General features: G+C 65.1%; 14 protein-coding genes. 3 read left to right on the top strand and 11 right to left on the bottom strand.

The features are described 5' to 3' along the window. Positions 1 to 148: 148 nt before the first annotated feature. The 10 genes from E2I15_RS36880 to cysG all read right to left on the bottom strand — a co-directional run bounded on the left by E2I15_RS36880 (position 149) and on the right by cysG (position 9,625). Entirely contained in the window at positions 149 to 646 is a 498-nt protein-coding gene (locus E2I15_RS36880; RefSeq protein WP_137476687.1) for a CAP domain-containing protein, read from the bottom strand. A gap of 256 nt (positions 647 to 902) precedes the next feature. Then, positions 903 to 1,952, bottom strand: a complete 1,050-nt coding sequence (locus tag E2I15_RS36875) for a sulfate/molybdate ABC transporter ATP-binding protein (protein WP_137476686.1) — start codon at positions 1,950 to 1,952, stop codon at positions 903 to 905. Further along, entirely contained in the window at positions 1,942 to 2,904 is a 963-nt protein-coding gene (gene cysW, locus E2I15_RS36870; RefSeq protein WP_422109808.1) for a sulfate ABC transporter permease subunit CysW, read from the bottom strand. Before cysW ends, E2I15_RS36875 begins: the two co-directional genes overlap by 11 nt. Before the next feature lie 9 nt (positions 2,905 to 2,913). Then, on the bottom strand, positions 2,914 to 3,720 hold the full coding sequence (gene cysT / locus E2I15_RS36865) for a sulfate ABC transporter permease subunit CysT (RefSeq protein WP_028342242.1): 807 nt from the start codon (positions 3,718 to 3,720) through the stop codon (positions 2,914 to 2,916). A 50-nt stretch (positions 3,721 to 3,770) separates the two neighbouring features. Next, a complete protein-coding gene (locus E2I15_RS36860; RefSeq protein WP_170991392.1) occupies positions 3,771 to 4,760 on the bottom strand; it encodes a sulfate ABC transporter substrate-binding protein in 990 nt (329 codons plus the stop codon). Positions 4,761 to 4,964: 204 nt separating this feature from the next. Beyond that, positions 4,965 to 5,666: a phosphoadenylyl-sulfate reductase gene (locus E2I15_RS36855; RefSeq protein WP_422109811.1), complete on the bottom strand. Its 702-nt coding sequence runs from the start codon at positions 5,664 to 5,666 to the stop codon at positions 4,965 to 4,967. A 23-nt stretch (positions 5,667 to 5,689) separates the two neighbouring features. Continuing rightward, positions 5,690 to 6,205, bottom strand: coding sequence for a DUF934 domain-containing protein (locus E2I15_RS36850; protein WP_028334723.1), 516 nt, complete (start codon positions 6,203 to 6,205; stop codon positions 5,690 to 5,692). Continuing rightward, a complete protein-coding gene (locus E2I15_RS36845) occupies positions 6,192 to 7,847 on the bottom strand; it encodes a nitrite/sulfite reductase (protein ID WP_137476683.1) in 1,656 nt (551 codons plus the stop codon). The genes E2I15_RS36850 and E2I15_RS36845 overlap by 14 nt, the downstream gene beginning before the upstream one ends. A gap of 12 nt (positions 7,848 to 7,859) precedes the next feature. Continuing rightward, positions 7,860 to 8,177, bottom strand: coding sequence for a DUF2849 domain-containing protein (locus tag E2I15_RS36840; RefSeq protein WP_028334721.1), 318 nt, complete (start codon positions 8,175 to 8,177; stop codon positions 7,860 to 7,862). Beyond that, positions 8,174 to 9,625, bottom strand: coding sequence for a siroheme synthase CysG (gene cysG, locus E2I15_RS36835; RefSeq protein ID WP_137476682.1), 1,452 nt, complete (start codon positions 9,623 to 9,625; stop codon positions 8,174 to 8,176). Before cysG ends, E2I15_RS36840 begins: the two co-directional genes overlap by 4 nt. Positions 9,626 to 9,872: 247 nt before the next feature. On the opposite strand from cysG, the gene cysD reads away from it, so the two are divergent. From cysD to E2I15_RS36820, 3 genes are all read left to right on the top strand, one after another. Then, the gene (cysD, locus tag E2I15_RS36830) at positions 9,873 to 10,667 is read left to right on the top strand and encodes a sulfate adenylyltransferase subunit CysD (RefSeq protein WP_016845216.1); all 795 of its coding nucleotides are present in this window, start codon (positions 9,873 to 9,875) and stop codon (positions 10,665 to 10,667) included. A 63-nt stretch (positions 10,668 to 10,730) separates the two neighbouring features. After that, the gene (cysC, locus tag E2I15_RS36825) at positions 10,731 to 12,650 is read left to right on the top strand and encodes an adenylyl-sulfate kinase (RefSeq protein ID WP_137476681.1); all 1,920 of its coding nucleotides are present in this window, start codon (positions 10,731 to 10,733) and stop codon (positions 12,648 to 12,650) included. Positions 12,651 to 12,796: 146 nt separating this feature from the next. Beyond that, a complete protein-coding gene (locus E2I15_RS36820) occupies positions 12,797 to 14,959 on the top strand; it encodes a malate synthase G (protein WP_137476680.1) in 2,163 nt (720 codons plus the stop codon). 414 nt (positions 14,960 to 15,373) lie between these two features. Here the strand turns inward: E2I15_RS36820 and E2I15_RS36815 are convergent, their stop codons facing one another. Continuing rightward, positions 15,374 to 15,529 carry a Thivi_2564 family membrane protein gene (locus E2I15_RS36815; RefSeq protein WP_016842974.1) on the bottom strand — a complete coding sequence of 52 codons (156 nt, stop codon included), beginning with the start codon at positions 15,527 to 15,529 and terminating at the stop codon, positions 15,374 to 15,376. Positions 15,530 to 15,587: the final 58 nt, after the last annotated feature.

Here is a 15,587-nt window from a genome sequence, read left to right as displayed (position 1 = left end):
CAGGAAATGACTTGAGACGCACCGTGGCGGCTGTTCGCCGCGGCGTCAATCAACGAGATTCGGAGCTCTTTGCTTGAGCATGACCTTCCCGGAAAACCGCCTCACACTTTTCCGGATCATGCGCCAGATCACGCGGAATTTATCGAGATCAGGTTGCCGCCAAAATGAGCGTCCAGAACACCTTGTACTTGGTGTTTGGAGCATAGACCGCCGCGATGCCCATTTTTGTGACACCGCTCTTCAGCATATTGGCCTTGTGCGGCGGTGAATCGCGCCAGCCCGAAAAGGCTTCGGCCAGCGTGTGATAGCCGGCCGAGATGTTCTCGACCGCCACCGCCGCTGGATACCCCCCGGCCTGCAGCCGCTTGCCGAGCGGGGCCTTCACGTCGTGGTCCATCTTGTTGCGGGCGGCCATCGCCTGCGACTGCTGCTCGGCGAGCTTGGTCAGGTCCGGATCCACCGCGACGGTGCCGAGACCATTGTTCTGGCGGTACTGCGAGAACATGATCGCGGCGGCCTGGCTGTCCAGCACCGCGCCGGGCTGTGCCATGTTGAGATACATGGCCGGTTCTTCCGGGAGTTTGGTGTCGGCGGCGCAGCCGGCAAGCACCAGAAGCCCGAACAGGGCGACCGTCGTCCGTTTCACTTTTGAGAACCCCCAAGGTTGGCCTGCCGTTGTTGCATACCAACCGTGGCTGAATGGTGAACAGCGGCTAACTTTTGGCCACACAAAACGCCGTCATTCCGGGGCGCTGCGGTTGCATCGAACCCGGAATCTCGAGATTCCGGGTTCGGTCCTGCGGACCGCCCCGGAATGACGGGTGAGATCGTTGGCCCGGTAGCCCGGAGGCAGCGGAGCGCAATCCGGGACAGCCCATCGGCGGAGCGAGGGGGCTACGGCTCTACTCCTGGGCGGCAAAGATCCGGTAGCGGCGGGGCTGCAGGGAGACGATTTCGCCGGCCTGGAGCTCTCGGTCGCGGGGGGCGTCGATCTCGATCACGGTCTTGCCCTCGCTCCCCGACAGCGCCACCTCGGCGCGCTGGATCGGGCCGAACGAACGGACATGCCGGATGGCGCCTTCCAGGGCGCCCGTTCCGGCCGGGCCGACCGCCATGTCGTGGCGGCGGACGAACAGTTTTGCCGCGCCCGATGCCGCGCCGAGCGCCGGAATGTTCAGGGGACGGCCGTCCAGCCGCACCGCATCGCCGGCGACGTCGACCGGCAGCACGATAGATTCGCCAATGAAGCCGTGCACGAAGGCGGTCGCCGGATTGTCATAGACCTCGCCGGGCGAGCCGATCTGCTCGATCTTGCCCTTGTCCATCACCACGACGCGGTTGGCGACTTCGAGCGCTTCTTCCTGGTCATGGGTAACGAAGATCGAGGTGACGTGGATCTCGTTGTGCAGCGAGCGCAGCCATTGCCTGAGCTCCTTGCGCACCTTGGCATCGAGCGCGCCGAACGGCTCGTCGAGCAGGAGGATCCGCGGCTCGATCGCGAGCGCGCGCGCCAGCGCGATGCGCTGGCGTTGGCCGCCGGACAATTGGCTGGGATAGCGGCTGGCCAGCCAATCGAGCTGCACCAGGTCGAGCAGGTTCTTGACGCGGGCGCGGATCGTCGCCTCGTCCTTGCGGATCGCGCGCGGTTGCACGCGCAGGCCGAAGGCGACGTTCTCGAATACCGTCATGTGCCGGAACAGCGCGTAGTGCTGGAACACGAAGCCGACCTGGCGCTCGCTGGCGCCGCGCGAGAGCGCATTCTCGCCGTCGATCGCGACCTCGCCCGAGTCAGGCCAGTCCAGGCCCGCGATGATGCGCAGCAGCGTCGTCTTGCCGGAACCCGACGGACCGAGCAGGGCCAGCAACTCGCCGTCGGCGACCTTGAGATCGACATTGTCGAGCGCGGCAAAGCTGCCGAACGTCTTTACGATATTCTTGACGTCAATCGCCATCGGGCACCTCTGCCTCGTCGAGCCGCCGCTCGAGAACGGTCTTCGCCACCAGGGTGATCAGCGCCAGCATCGCGAGCAGCGACGCGATCGCGAACGAGGCGACGAACTGGTATTCGTTATAGAGAATTTCGACCAAGAGCGGCATCGTGTTGGTCTCGCCGCGGATGTGGCCGGAGACGACCGACACCGCGCCGAACTCGCCCATCGCGCGCGCGTTGCAGAGCAGGACGCCGTACAGCAGGCCCCATTTGATGTTGGGCAGCGTGACGCGGAAGAAGGTCTGCAGGCCGGAGGCGCCGAGCGAGATCGCCGCCTCCTCTTCCTGGGTGCCCTGCTCCTGCATCAGCGGGATCAGCGCGCGCGCCACGAAGGGGAAAGTGACGAAGATCGTCGCCAGCGCGATGCCGGGGACCGCGAACAGGATGTGGACGTTGTGGGCCTGCAGCCACGGCCCGAAATAGCCCTGCGCGCCGAACAGCAGCACGAAGACCAGGCCCGAAATCACCGGCGAGACCGAGAACGGCAGGTCGATCAACGTGATCAGGAAGGTCTTGCCGGTGAACTCGAACTTCGAGATCGCCCAGGCCGCGATCACGCCGAACACGAGATTGAGCGTGACCGAGATCGCGGCAATCAGCAGCGTCAGCTTGATGGCGGCGAGCGCCTCGGGCTCCGCCAGCGCCGCGAGATACGCGCCGATCCCCTTCGAGAAGGCCGACGCAAACACCACGACCAGCGGCAGCACGACGAAGATGCTAAGGAAGGCGATCGCCAGCGCGATGATGATGAAGCGGATCGGGCCGGGCTCGGTGCGCAGATTGCGCTGCGCCGTCCCCGGCTCCGCGCGCGCGATCTCGAGCCGCGGCGCCGGCGCCGCCACGCTGACATCGGTCGCGGGTGCGTAAGTCCGCAGTTGCGTGGTCGAGGTCACCAATCCCGTCTGCATCGACATCTTGAGACCTCAATGCACGGGGATGCGGGCTTGCGCCCAGCGCTGCAGCCGGTTGATCAGGAAGATGATCAGGAACGAGGCCACCAGCATCACGACCGCGATCGCGGTGGCATCAGCATAGCGGAATTCGGACAGCCGGATCACGATCAACAGCGGCGCGATCTCGGAGACATTGGGCAGATTGCCCGCGATGAAGATCACCGAGCCGTATTCACCGATGGCGCGGGCGAAGGCCAGCGCGAAGCCGGTGAGCAGCGCCGGAATCAAACTCGGCAGGATGACGCGAAACACCGTGTGCCACCGATTGGCGCCCAGGCTCGCCGCCGCCTCCTCGATCTCGGGATCGAGATCGATCAGCACCGGCTGCACCGTACGCACCACGAACGGAATGCCGATGAAGATCATCGCGATGAAGATGCCGATCGGCGTGAATGCGACCTTGATGCCGAGCTCGGCGAGCGGCGCGCCGAGCCAGCCCTTCTGGGCGAACAGCTGCGTCAGCGCGACGCCGGCGACCGCCGTCGGCAAGGCAAAGGGAATATCGACGATGGCGTCGAACAGCCGCCGGCCCGGAAAACGGTAGCGCACCAGCGCCCAGACGATGATGGTGCCCATCACCAGGTTGACGCAGGCGGCCGCAAACGAAAGCCCAAACGAAATCTTCAGGGCGTTCAGGGTGCGGCGGCTGGTGATGATGCCCCAGAACTGGTCGAGGCTGAGCTCGAACGTCTTGAGGAACAGCGCGGCCAGCGGAATCAGGATGATAACGGAGAGCCATGTCAGGGTCAGTCCCATGGTGAGACCGAACCCCGGCAGGGTACTGCGCCGTGCAACCGCTGTGCTCACATATCCCCCTGATAATCCGATCAGTTCTTGTAAATCTGATCGAAGATGCCACCCTCGGCGAAGTGCTCCTTCTGCGCCTTGGTCCAACCACCGAAAACGTCGTCGATGGTGAAAAGTTCAACCTTGGCGAAGGATTTTTCGTACTCCTTGGCGATCTCGGGATCGCGCGGCCGGTAGGAGTTGCGCGCGGCGATCTCCTGGCCCTCCTTGGTGTACCAGTACTTCAGATAGGCTTCGACGACGCCGCGGGTGCCTTTCTTGTCGGCGACCTTGTCGACGACGGCCACCGGCGGCTCGGCCAGGATCGATTGCGCCGGCGCCACGATCTCGAACTTGTCCTGGCCGAATTCGCGAAGCGCCAGAAAGGCTTCGTTCTCCCACGCCAGCAGCACGTCGCCGACGCCGCGCTCGACGAAGGTGACGGTCGAGCCGCGCGCGCCGGTGTCGAGCACCGGGACGTTCTGATAGAGGTCGGCGACGAACTTCTTCGCCTTGTCGACTGATCCGAACTTCTTCTGAGCATAGCCCCAGGCGGCGAGATAATTCCAGCGCGCGCCGCCCGAGGTCTTCGGGTTCGGCGTGATGACGCTGACACCGGGCTTGATCAGATCGTCCCAATCCTTGATGCCCTTGGGATTGCCCTTGCGCACCAGGAACACGATGGTCGAGGTGTAGGGCGAGGCATTGAGCGGCAGCCGCTTCTGCCAGTCGGCCGCGATCAGGCCCTTGCCCGCGATCGCATCGATGTCATAGGCAAGCGCCAGCGTGACGACATCGGCCTGCAATCCGTCGATCACCGAGCGCGCCTGCGAGCCCGAGCCACCATGCGACTGCTTGATCTCGACGCTCTTGCCGGTTTCCTTCTGATAGGCCGCGGCGAACGCCTTGTTGAAATCGACATAGAGCTCGCGCGTCGGATCGTACGACACGTTCAGCAGCGAATAGTCGGCCGCAAAGGCCGAGCTCGCCCACAACAGTCCCGCGACCAGCGGCAGGATACGACGGATCATTTCTGTCTCCATTCAACCTGAGAAATGTCAGGGAACACGCAAGACATAACTCACGGCGAAGTGGTCTTAAGTCAACGAAACCGGTTTTCTTTGTTTTCGGCGGCGCAGCGCGCTTGTGCTACGAAGTCGCCGCACTGCGAAGGCTTTGTCGCGTCGCCAAATCACGATGAACCGTCATCGCGATCGAGCGCCCCGCTCCATGCCCTATGACATCTTCATCGTATGGATGCCGCATTCCGTCTTGGCCCGGCCGCGCCAGCGGCCGTCGCGCGCATCTTCGCCGGCAGCGGACCGGCTGCTGCAAGGCATACACCCGACCGACTGATATCCCGATGCGACAAGTGGATGCGGCGGCAGCTTGCCGAGCGTGTAGATCGCCTCGATCTCCTCGCGGGAGACGTTGGCGAACGGATTGAATTTCAGCCTGACGCCGTCATCCTCGACAACCGGGATGTCGGCACGGGCACCGCCCTGAAAACGCTTGCGGCCGTTGATCCAGCCGGCGAACGGCTTCAGCGCGCGCGCCAGCGGCTCGACTTTGCGGATGCGGCAGCAGGCGTCGGGATCGGTGAACCACAATTCGCGGTCCGGATCCTGGCGCGACAGCGCTTCCTCATCGGGCCTGATCGAGCGCACGTCGGTGAGGCCGAGCGTTTTGATCAGCGTGTCGCGATAAGCCAGCGTCTCCTCGAACAGCCAGCCGGTATCGAGAAACACCACCGGGATCGCCGGATCGACATCCGCCATCACCTTGAGCAGCGCGGCGGACTCGGTGCCGAACGACGACACCAGCGCCACCTTCTCGCGGCCGAGCGTCTTGACCGCGGCTGCGATCACCTCGGCTGGCGAGGCCGTGCGCAGCGCACGATCGAGCGCATCGGCCGCGGGCAATGCGGTCGGCTCCACTGCGAGCTCTGGTGCAAGCGTGCTCACTGGCCGGCGCTCTCCGAGTGACGCAGCTGCATGCGGCGGTTGAGTGCGGTGACGCGGCCGTCGCCGGTCGGCTGGTAGAACACCGAATAGCGCTTCATGGTCGCGGCGAACGCGTCCGCGTCGGCATCCTTCTTCACCTCGAAGGCATCGAAGCCGGCGCGCGTCATGAACACGAACTGGTCGCGCAGGATCTGGCCGGTGGCGCGCAGCTCGCCGTCATAGCCGTAACGCTCCCGCAGCAGGCGCGCCTGGCTGTAGGCGCGACCGTCGCGGAAGGTCGGAAACACCAGCGCGACCGAGGCCAGCCGATCAAGATGCGGCACGAGATCGTCGAGATTGCGGTTGTTCGGCCAGATCACGCCGGTTTTGCCGGGACGACGCAGCAGCGCCTCCGGATCGGCGAGAAAGCGCTCGGCGCTCACCAGGACCGCGCCGTCGCCCGGCAACTCGGCGCCGTCGGCGACATGCACGAACAGATCGGTGGTGATTCTTCCCTGCTTAACGAGTGGCATAGACCCGCTCCCTGATAGGCTCGACGCCCAGACGCTTCACCGTATCGACGAACAATTCCTCGGGACGGTCGCGCAGCGCGAGATAGGCTTCGACAATGTCTTCGATCACGTCGGCGACTTCCGCATAGGGAACGGCCGGGCCGATCAGCGTTCCCAACTGCGCGTTCTCGTCGGCGCGGCCGCCGATCGTGATCTGGTAGAACTCCTCGCCGTTCTTCTCGACGCCGAGAATGCCGATGTGGCCGACATGGTGATGGCCGCAGGCATTGATGCAGCCGGAGATGTTGATGTGCAGCCGCCCGATCAGGTCGGCGGTGTCGTGGTTGGCGAAACGCCGCGTCAGCTCCTGCGCGATCGGGATCGAGCGTGCGTTCGCCAGCGAGCAGTAATCCAGCCCGGGGCACGCGATGATGTCGGTGAGGAGGTTGACGTTCGGCGTCGCGAGGCCGAGGCGGTCGAGTGCCTTGAACAGCTGCGGCAGGTCGCGCTTGGCGACGTGCGGCAGCGCCAGGTTCTGCTCGTGGCCGACGCGGATCTCGCCGAACGAATATTTGTCGGCGAGATCGGCGACCGCGTCCATCTGCTCGGCGGTGGCATCGCCCGGAGGGCCACCGACCGGCTTCAGCGACAGCGTCACGATCGAATAGCCCTGCACCTTGTGCGGCGCGACCGAGTTCTTGCGCCAGCGCTCGAACAGCGGATCATGCGCGGCCTGCTTCAACTCGTCCGGCATGTGCGGCAGCTTCTCGTAAGGCGGATAGGAGAAGCGCGAGCGGACCTCCTCGATGGCGGCGTGATCGAGCGTCAGCCCGACATCGCCCATCGCCTTCCACTCCTCCTCGACTTCCCTAGCGAACTTCTCGATGCCGAGCTCGTGCACCAGGATCTTGATGCGCGCCTTGTAGATGTTGTCGCGGCGGCCATACTGGTTGTAGACGCGCAGGATCGCCTCGACATAGCTCAGGATGTCGCGGCCGTGCACGAACGGCTTGATGGTCTTGGCGATGAACGGCGTGCGGCCGAGGCCGCCGCCGACCAGCACCTCGAAACCGGTCTCGCCGTCGGCGTTCTTGTGCAGCCGCAACCCGATGTCATGGATCTTGATCGCGGCGCGATCGTGCTCGGAGGCCGTGATCGCGATCTTGAACTTGCGCGGCAGGAACGAGAATTCCGGATGCAGCGTGGTGTGCTGGCGCAGGATCTCCGACCAGATCCGCGGATCCTCGATCTCGCCGGGCGCGACGCCGGCCCACTGGTCCGACGTGACGTTGCGCATGTTGTTGCCGGAGGTCTGCATCGCATGGATGCCGACTTCCGCGAGATCGGCCAGCGCGTCGGGCAGCTCGGCGAGCTTGATCCAGTTGAACTGGATGTTCTGCCGCGTGGTGAAGTGGCCATAGCCGCGATCGTAGCGGCGCGCCACATGGGCGAGCCGGCGCAGCTGCTTCGACGACAGCGTGCCGTAGGGAATCGCGACGCGGAACATGTAGGCGTGCAGCTGCAGGTACACGCCGTTCTGCAAGCGCAGGATCTTGAATTCGTCCTCGGTGAGCTCGCCGGAAAGGCGGCGCTTCACCTGGTCGCGGAATTCCGAAACACGCTCGTTGATCAGCGTGCGGTCGAGTTCGTCATATGCATACATGATGGATGAGCCTTACGCCGGCACCTGGAGATCGATCGTGACGCCCTTGGCGCGGATGTGTTCGCGAAGATTGCCCGGCTTGAGCTTGCCGCCGTCCTTGAGCTCGACCGGCGCGATGTAGGGGCCGACCGCACCGACATCGTCGGCGGTGGCTTCGGCCAGCAATGCGCGCGCATCGTCGGAGGTGCTGACGACAGCAGAATCGGACAGTTCGGTGGACCAGCCTTGCTTGGCGGTTCGATACACCACGGCACCATCCCAAGTGCGGTTGGCGGTCACCACGGAGGGGCCCGTGATCCTGATTTTCTTCTGTTCAAGCGGAGAGGTCATTCGGCAGCTTTCAGCAGTTCGGAGAACATCTGGTTGGAGAAGAGTTGGGTGACGTTGGACCGGCTCCACGGCGCGGAATGCGCGACCACGTCGCCGATGATGAGAATGGCGGGACCGCCATCGACCTGTTTGACGAGCTCGGGCAGCCGCGCCAGCGTGCCGACCGCGGCCTTGGCATCCGGCCGCGTGACGCGCGCGAACACGCCGACCGGCGTCTCCGGCGAGCGGCCCGCGGCAAGCATGCCTTCGCGGATCGAGGGCGCCGCGGTCATGCCCATATAGACGACGACGGTCATCTTCTTGTCTGTCAGCACCGACCAGTCGACGACCTCGGCATCGCGCGCCTTGTGCGCGGTGAGGAAGGTGATGCGCAGCGCCTCGTGCCTGAAGGTCAGCGGCACCTCGAACTGCGCGGCCGCGCCCAGACCGGCGGAGACGCCCGGAATGATGGAGTAAGCGACGCCGGCGTCGCGCAGCGCCTCGATTTCCTCGCCGCCGCGGCCAAAGATAAAGGGATCGCCGCCCTTCAGCCGCACCGCGCGCTGGCCCGACTGCGCGGCCTCGATCATCAATGCGTTGATGGCGTCCTGGCCGATGCCGGGCTTGCCGACGCGGCGGCCGACCGGGATCCGCGTGGCATCGCGCCGGATGCGGTCGAGAATTTCAGGCGACACCAATTCATCATAGAACACGACGTCGGCATCCTGCAGCGCGCGCAACGCTTTCACCGTGAGCAGATCCGGATCGCCGGGACCGGCGCCGACCAGCGTCACGTGACCAATGGCTTTGCCTTCCGCGCTCGCGCCGGCGAATGCGGCGGGATCGGAGATCGCGTGCAGCGCCTGCTCGGCCTCGTCCTTGCGGCCGGCCAGCACCAGCGCAGCGATCGGGCCGTCGACGATGCGCTCCCAGAAGCGGCGGCGCAGCGGAAACTCTTCGATGCGGGCGTGGATCGATTTGCGGACGCCGCCGATGAAGCCGGCGAGATCGCCGATCCGCGCCGGCAGCACCGCCTCGATCTTCTCGCGGATGCGGCGCGCCACCACCGGCGACGTGCCGCCGGTGCCGACCGCGACCACGACATCGCCGCGATCGACGATCGCCGGCATGATGAAGGTGGAGTGTACGAGGTCGTCCATCACGTTGACCGGCAGGCCGATCGCTTTGGCGCGCACCGACATCGCAACACCGATCTCGCCTGCGCCGGCACAGAGGACGGCGATGACATCGGAGAGATCGGCGGTGAGCGGATCGCCTTCGGCGCGCTCGATCCGCGCGGCGTCCTCCGCCGTGAGACCGGCAATGTCATGGTCGCCGTCGGTCGCGTACCAGCGCACTGCGGCGCCGGCGGCTGCAAGCAGCCGCAGCTTGGCGCGCGCGAGGTCGCCCGCTCCAACGAGCAGCACCTTGCCGCTTTGCAGATCCAGAAACACCGGCAGATATCGCATCAGACGCTCGCTTCCCCAATTTGGGGGTTGACTGAAATTATTTTCTATTTATCTCTCGATCAAGCCCAGCAAAGAGAAAATTATTTCTTCTCTATTGCAGCGCAACTTTAGAATTTTCAACTCCACAGGCCAAGGCCAAGAGATGCATCTTCTCGACAACGAATCCGTCGCCGCCAGGACGCGGTCCGCAGCCCTTAGCAATGCATCTTCCGTGCCGGGGATTCCTGCCAATCAGGACTCTCCGTCGATGGATCATCTCGACGAGCTGGAGGCCCAGAGCATCTACATTTTGCGCGAGGCGTTCGCCCGGCTGAAGAAGCTCGCGCTGCTGTGGTCGCTCGGCAAGGATTCCAACGTGATGATCTGGCTGGCGCGCAAGGCGTTCTTCGGCCGCGTCCCGTTCCCCGCGCTGCATGTCGACACCGGCAAGAAATTTCCGGAGATGTACGCGTTCCGCGATCGCTTCGGAAAGGAATGGGACCTCGACCTGCGCGTTGAGCCCTGCCCGCCGATCGACAGCGTCGACCCGACTTTGCCGCCGGCCGCGCGCTCCGCCGCGCGCAAGACCGAGGGGCTGAAGCTCGCGCTCAACAAATTCGGCTTTGACGGATTGATCGCCGGCATCCGCCGCGACGAAGAGGCGACGCGCGCCAAGGAGCGTGTGTTCTCGCCGCGCGGCCTCGAGGGCGAATGGGACGTCCGCGACCAGCCGCCGGAGTTCTGGGACCAGTTCAACGCCTCGCCGCCGCAGGGCGCGCATTTGCGCATCCATCCGATCCTGCATTGGACCGAGGCCGACATCTGGGCCTACACCAAGCGCGAAGGCATTCCGATCATCCCGCTCTATCTCGCCAAGGACGGCAAGCGCTACCGCTCGCTGGGCGATGCCGACATCACCTTCCCGGTCGCCTCCACCGCCGCCAACATCGACGAGATCCTCACCGAGCTCGACGGCACCAAGGTCCCGGAGCGCGCCGGCCGCGCGCTCGACCACGAGACCGAGGATGCGTTCGAGCGGCTGCGCGTCGCCGGCTATCTCTGATCGACACTCGAAGCAACACCTGACTCCAAGCAACTTGGCTTCCCACTTCGTGCGAGCGTTCCGATGAACATGATCCTTCCCACCGCCTCGATCTCGGCAACGCCCAACGGCACGACGCGGCCGCAGGTGCGCATCGTCATCGTCGGCCATGTCGATCACGGCAAGTCGACGCTGGTCGGGCGCCTGCTGCATGAGACCGGCAGCCTGCCGGACGGCAAGCTGGAAATGCTGAAGGCGGTGAGCGCGCGGCGCGGCATGCCGTTCGAGTGGTCGTTCCTGCTCGATGCGCTGCAGACCGAGCGCGACCAGGGCATCACCATCGACACCACGCAGATCCGGTTCCGCACCCGTTCGCGCGACGTCGTGCTGATCGACGCGCCCGGTCACGCAGAGTTCTTGCGCAACATGATCACCGGCGCCTCGCAGGCCGACGGCGCGGTGCTGATCATCGATGCGCTCGAAGGCGTGCGCGACCAGACCAGGCGGCACGGCTATCTCCTGCATCTGCTCGGCGTGAAGCAGGTCGCGGTCGTGGTCAACAAGATGGACCGCGTCGAGTTCAGTGCCGACCGCTTCAAGGAGATCAGCGACGAGATTTCCGCGCATCTGATCGGCCTCGGCGTGACGCCCACGGCGGTGATCCCGATCTCGGCGCGCGACGGCGACGGCGTCGCCGAGCGCACGGCTCGGATCGACTGGTACCAGGGACCGACCGTGGTCGAGGCGCTCGATGCGCTCGAGCCGGCACGCCCGCTGGCCGAGCTGCCGCTGCGGCTGCCGGTGCAGGCGATCTACAAGTTCGACGACCGCCGCATCGTGGCAGGCCGCATCGAGTCCGGCAGCCTGAAGGCCGGCGACGAGATCGTGATCATGCCGACCGGCAAGATCGCGCAGGTCAAGACCGTCGAGAGCTGGCCGGTGACGCCGGTGGGCACGCCGCAGGGCGCCGGGCGCTCGGTCGGCATCACGCTCGACCGCGAGCTGTTCCTCGAGCGCGGCGACATCATCGGACATTCCGGGCAGAGCCCGCGCGACACGCGCCGCATCCGCGCCCGGATCTTCTGGCTGCACGACAAGCCGCTGACCAAGGGCGAGCAGATCCTGATCCGGCTCGGCACCAAGGAAAGCCGCGCCACCGTGGTCGCGATCGAAAAGGCGGTCGATCCCGGCGCGCTGTCCAACGAGGAGAACACCGCGATCGCGCGCAACCATGTCGGCGAGATCGACATCTCGCTGGCGCAGCCGGTTGCTACCGATCCCTACACCGACAATCCGCGCACCGGCCGCCTCGTCATCGAGGTCAACGGCCGTATCGCCGGCGGCGGCCTCGTGCTGTCGGTCGACGCCGGCCGGCCCGCGGTGCCGGTCGATATCGTGCCGGTGGGGTCCGCGCTGCGGCCGGACGAGCGCTCGGCGCGCTACCACCACAACGGCGCGGTGATCTGGCTGACCGGCCTGCCCGGCTCGGGCAAGTCGACCCTGGCGCGGGCGCTGGAGCGACGCCTGTTCGGCAATGGCGGCTCGCCGATCCTGCTCGATGGCGACACGCTGCGTGCCGGGCTGAACGGCGATCTCGGCTTCTCGCCGCAGGACCGCGCTGAAAACATCCGCCGCCTCGCCGAAGTCGCGACCCATCTGGCGCGCAACGGCCATATCGCCATCGTCGCCGCGGTCTCGCCATCGGCCGCCGACCGTGCGGCAGCTCGCCGTATCGCCGACAGCGCGTTCCGCGAGATATATGTCGCGACGCCGGCCGAGGTCTGCGAGACCCGCGACCCCAAGGGCCATTACGCCAAGGCCCGCTCCGGCGGATTGCCGTCTTTCACCGGCATCACCAATGACTACCAGCCGCCGACCGGCAATGAACTGACCATCGACACCTCGAACCGCTCGGTCAGCGATGCCACCGACGAGATCGAGCGGATGCTGGCCGCGACCGGCATCCTGTTCGACGAACTGACCGACCTCGCGGCGAATATCTAGGCGGCATGGCCTCCTCCTCTGGGGGGCCTTCTCAGAGCCGTGGCTTTAGGGCTAAAAGGGCCGTGAACGCGGCCCTTTGGCGCGTTTTTTGCTGATTTCTTCTGAAAACAGCCCCTAAACGCCCCATTTCTTTGAGAAAGCCCATCATGACTCGTGTCGATGCCCATGGATTGAAGATCGCCCCTGTCCTGTTCGATTTCATCGCTAAGGAGGCGACGCCGAAAACCGGGATCGCGCCCGACGCGTTCTGGGCAGGACTAGCCGCCATCATCCAGAAGCTCGGACCGAAGAACCGCGAGCTGCTCGCGGTCCGCGACGCGCTGCAGGCCAAGATCGACGACTGGCATCGCGCCAACAAGGGCAAGGCGTTCGACATCAACGCCTACACCGCGTTCCTCAAGGACATCGGCTACCTGCTGCCCGAGCCCGCGACCCACAAGGTCGAGACCGCAAATGTCGACGAGGAAATCGGCAAGATCTGCGGCCCGCAGCTGGTGGTGCCGCTCACCAACGCTCGCTACGCGCTGAACGCCGCCAACGCGCGCTGGGGTTCGCTGTACGACGCGTTCTACGGCACCGACGCGATCCCGCACGATCCGAGCGAGGCTGGCCGTGGCTACAACAAGGCCCGCGGTGACAAGGTGATCGCCAAGGCGAAGGCGTTCCTCGATGCCGCCGTGCCGCTTGCGACCGGAAGCCACACCGACGTCACCTCCTACGCCGTGATCGCGGGCCAGCTCTCGGTCAAGCTGAAGAGCGGCAATTCGACCGCGCTGAAGAACGCCGCCCAGTTCGCCGGCTATCAGGGCGACGCCGCCCAGCCTTCTGCGATCCTGCTCGTCAACAACGGCATGCATGTCGAGGTCAAGATCGACCGCAGCAACGTGATCGGCAAGGATGACCCGGCCGGCGTCGCCGACATGATCCTGGAATCGGCGGTCTCCACCATTCTCGACATGGAAGACTCGGTCGCGGCCGTCGACGCCGAGGACAAGGTGCTGGTCTATCGCAACACGCTCGGCCTGATGAACGGCACGCTGTCGGCCGATTTCGAGAAGGGCGGCAAGACGCTGACCCGCTCGCTCAATGCCGACCGCGTCTACAAGAAGCCCGACGGCAGCGAGCTGAAGCTGCACGGCCGCAGCCTGCTCCTGATGCGCAACGTCGGCCACCACATGTTCACCGACGCCGTGCTCGACGCCAAGGGTGAGGAGATCCCGGAAGGCATCCTGGATGCCGCGGTCGCCGGCCTGCTCGCGATCCACGACCTCAAGGGCAATTCCAAGGTCAAGAACAGCCGCACCGGCTCGGCCTATATCGTCAAGCCGAAGATGCACGGCCCCGACGAGGTGACGCTGACCTGCGACCTGTTCGCCGAGGTCGAGAAGATGCTCGGCCTGCCGGAGAACACGCTGAAGGTCGGCATCATGGACGAGGAGCGCCGCACCACGGTCAACCTCAAGGCCTGCATCCAGCGCGCCTCCAAGCGCATCATGTTCATCAACACCGGCTTCCTCGACCGTACCGGCGACGAGATCCACACCTCGATGGAAGCGGGTCCGATGATCCGCAAGAACGACATGAAGGCGCAGCCTTGGATCAAGGCCTATGAAGACTGGAACGTCGACAACGGCCTGATCGACGGCCTGCCCGGCCATGCCCAGATCGGCAAGGGCATGTGGGCCGCCCCCGACAAGATGGCCGACATGCTGGCGCAGAAGATCGGCCATCCGCAGGCCGGCGCCACCACCGCCTGGGTGCCGTCGCCGACCGCGGCCACGCTGCATGCGCTGCACTATCACCAGGTCAACGTGATCGCCCGGCAGCAGGAGCTCGCCAAGGGCGGCCCGCGCGCAAAGCTCTCCGACATCCTCACCATTCCGGTGTCGCAGTCGAACTGGGCGCCCGACGATGTGAAGCAGGAGATCGACAACAACTGCCAGGGCATCCTCGGCTACGTCGTGCGCTGGATCGACCAGGGCGTCGGCTGCTCCAAGGTCCCCGACATCCACGATGTCGGCCTGATGGAGGACCGCGCCACGCTCCGTATCTCGAGCCAGCACCTCGCGAACTGGCTGCATCAGGGCGTCATCACCAGGGACCAGGTGATGGAGTCGCTGAAGCGCATGGCCGTCGTCGTCGACAAGCAGAACGCCGGCGATGCCCTCTACAAGCCGATGGCGCCTTCATTTGATGGCGTTGCCTTCAAGGCGGCCTGCGACCTGATCTTCGAGGGCCGCACGCAACCGAACGGCTATACCGAATACATCCTCACCGCGCGCCGCCGCGAGGCCAAGGCCCCGGGCTGATCCGCAAGCGATCGCAACGACTAAGCAAAGCCCCGGTGCGAGCCGGGGCTTTTTTGTTGGCACCGCGAGCCCGCCGTCGCAGGGCGCACTGCCAAAATATCGAAAACAACCCCATGCAAAGGAGCCGGCGGACATGGCAACTTGACATTTGCGGTATTATTCTACTATTCCGAAATTGTGCGGCCTTGTGGCCATCCTTCGAGACGCCCCGCCATTGGCGGCTCTTGGGATGACGAGGTGATTGCGCAGCTTGCTCGGTGCCGCGCATGCGGGTGATCCAGTATTCCAGAGGCCGCAGAGCTTGAGCCGAGAGGCCGCGGCGTACTGGATCGCCCGGTCCATGTGCGCAATTGCGCACAGGCCGGGCGATGACAGCGGTGTATCCACGTCAGTGCGAGGAGCGAAGCGACGAAGCTAGAACACCGCCAAATATTTCAGCAGCGAGACGATGCCGATGATGATGACGACGGCGCGTGCAATCTGCTTGGCGCGGCCGTCGAGCGGCAGCATGTTGATGAGATAGAGAACGAGAATAACGACAAGGAAGGTGACGAGTACGCCGACGAGCATGGAGAGCCCCCTGATGGCATCGGTGAATGTGCTGTTCGTCCGTTGCTAACGTGCAGGA

It is taken from the genome of Bradyrhizobium sp. BR2003 (genome assembly GCF_009720285.1).
GTDB classification, from domain to species: Bacteria; Pseudomonadota; Alphaproteobacteria; order Rhizobiales; family Xanthobacteraceae; genus Bradyrhizobium; species Bradyrhizobium elkanii.
The sequence above is the reverse complement of the archived record's forward strand: the minus strand, read 5'-3'. Positions and strand labels throughout refer to the sequence as shown.

Excerpts from the sequence above, each read along its gene's own strand:
- E2I15_RS36875 (WP_137476686.1), bottom strand. The coding sequence starts at position 1,952 with ATGGCGATTGACGTCAAGAATATCGTAAAGACGTTCGGCAGCTTTGCC.
- cysW (WP_422109808.1), bottom strand. The coding sequence starts at position 2,904 with ATGTCGATGCAGACGGGATTGGTGACCTCGACCACGCAACTGCGGACT.
- E2I15_RS36860 (WP_170991392.1), bottom strand. The coding sequence starts at position 4,760 with ATGATCCGTCGTATCCTGCCGCTGGTCGCGGGACTGTTGTGGGCGAGC.
- E2I15_RS36850 (WP_028334723.1), bottom strand. The coding sequence starts at position 6,205 with ATGCCACTCGTTAAGCAGGGAAGAATCACCACCGATCTGTTCGTGCAT.
- E2I15_RS36845 (WP_137476683.1), bottom strand. The coding sequence starts at position 7,847 with ATGTATGCATATGACGAACTCGACCGCACGCTGATCAACGAGCGTGTT.
- E2I15_RS36840 (WP_028334721.1), bottom strand. The coding sequence starts at position 8,177 with ATGACCTCTCCGCTTGAACAGAAGAAAATCAGGATCACGGGCCCCTCC.
- cysG (WP_137476682.1), bottom strand. The coding sequence starts at position 9,625 with ATGCGATATCTGCCGGTGTTTCTGGATCTGCAAAGCGGCAAGGTGCTG.
- cysD (WP_016845216.1), top strand. The coding sequence starts at position 9,873 with ATGGATCATCTCGACGAGCTGGAGGCCCAGAGCATCTACATTTTGCGC.
- cysC (WP_137476681.1), top strand. The coding sequence starts at position 10,731 with ATGAACATGATCCTTCCCACCGCCTCGATCTCGGCAACGCCCAACGGC.
- E2I15_RS36820 (WP_137476680.1), top strand. The coding sequence starts at position 12,797 with ATGACTCGTGTCGATGCCCATGGATTGAAGATCGCCCCTGTCCTGTTC.
- E2I15_RS36815 (WP_016842974.1), bottom strand. The coding sequence starts at position 15,529 with ATGCTCGTCGGCGTACTCGTCACCTTCCTTGTCGTTATTCTCGTTCTC.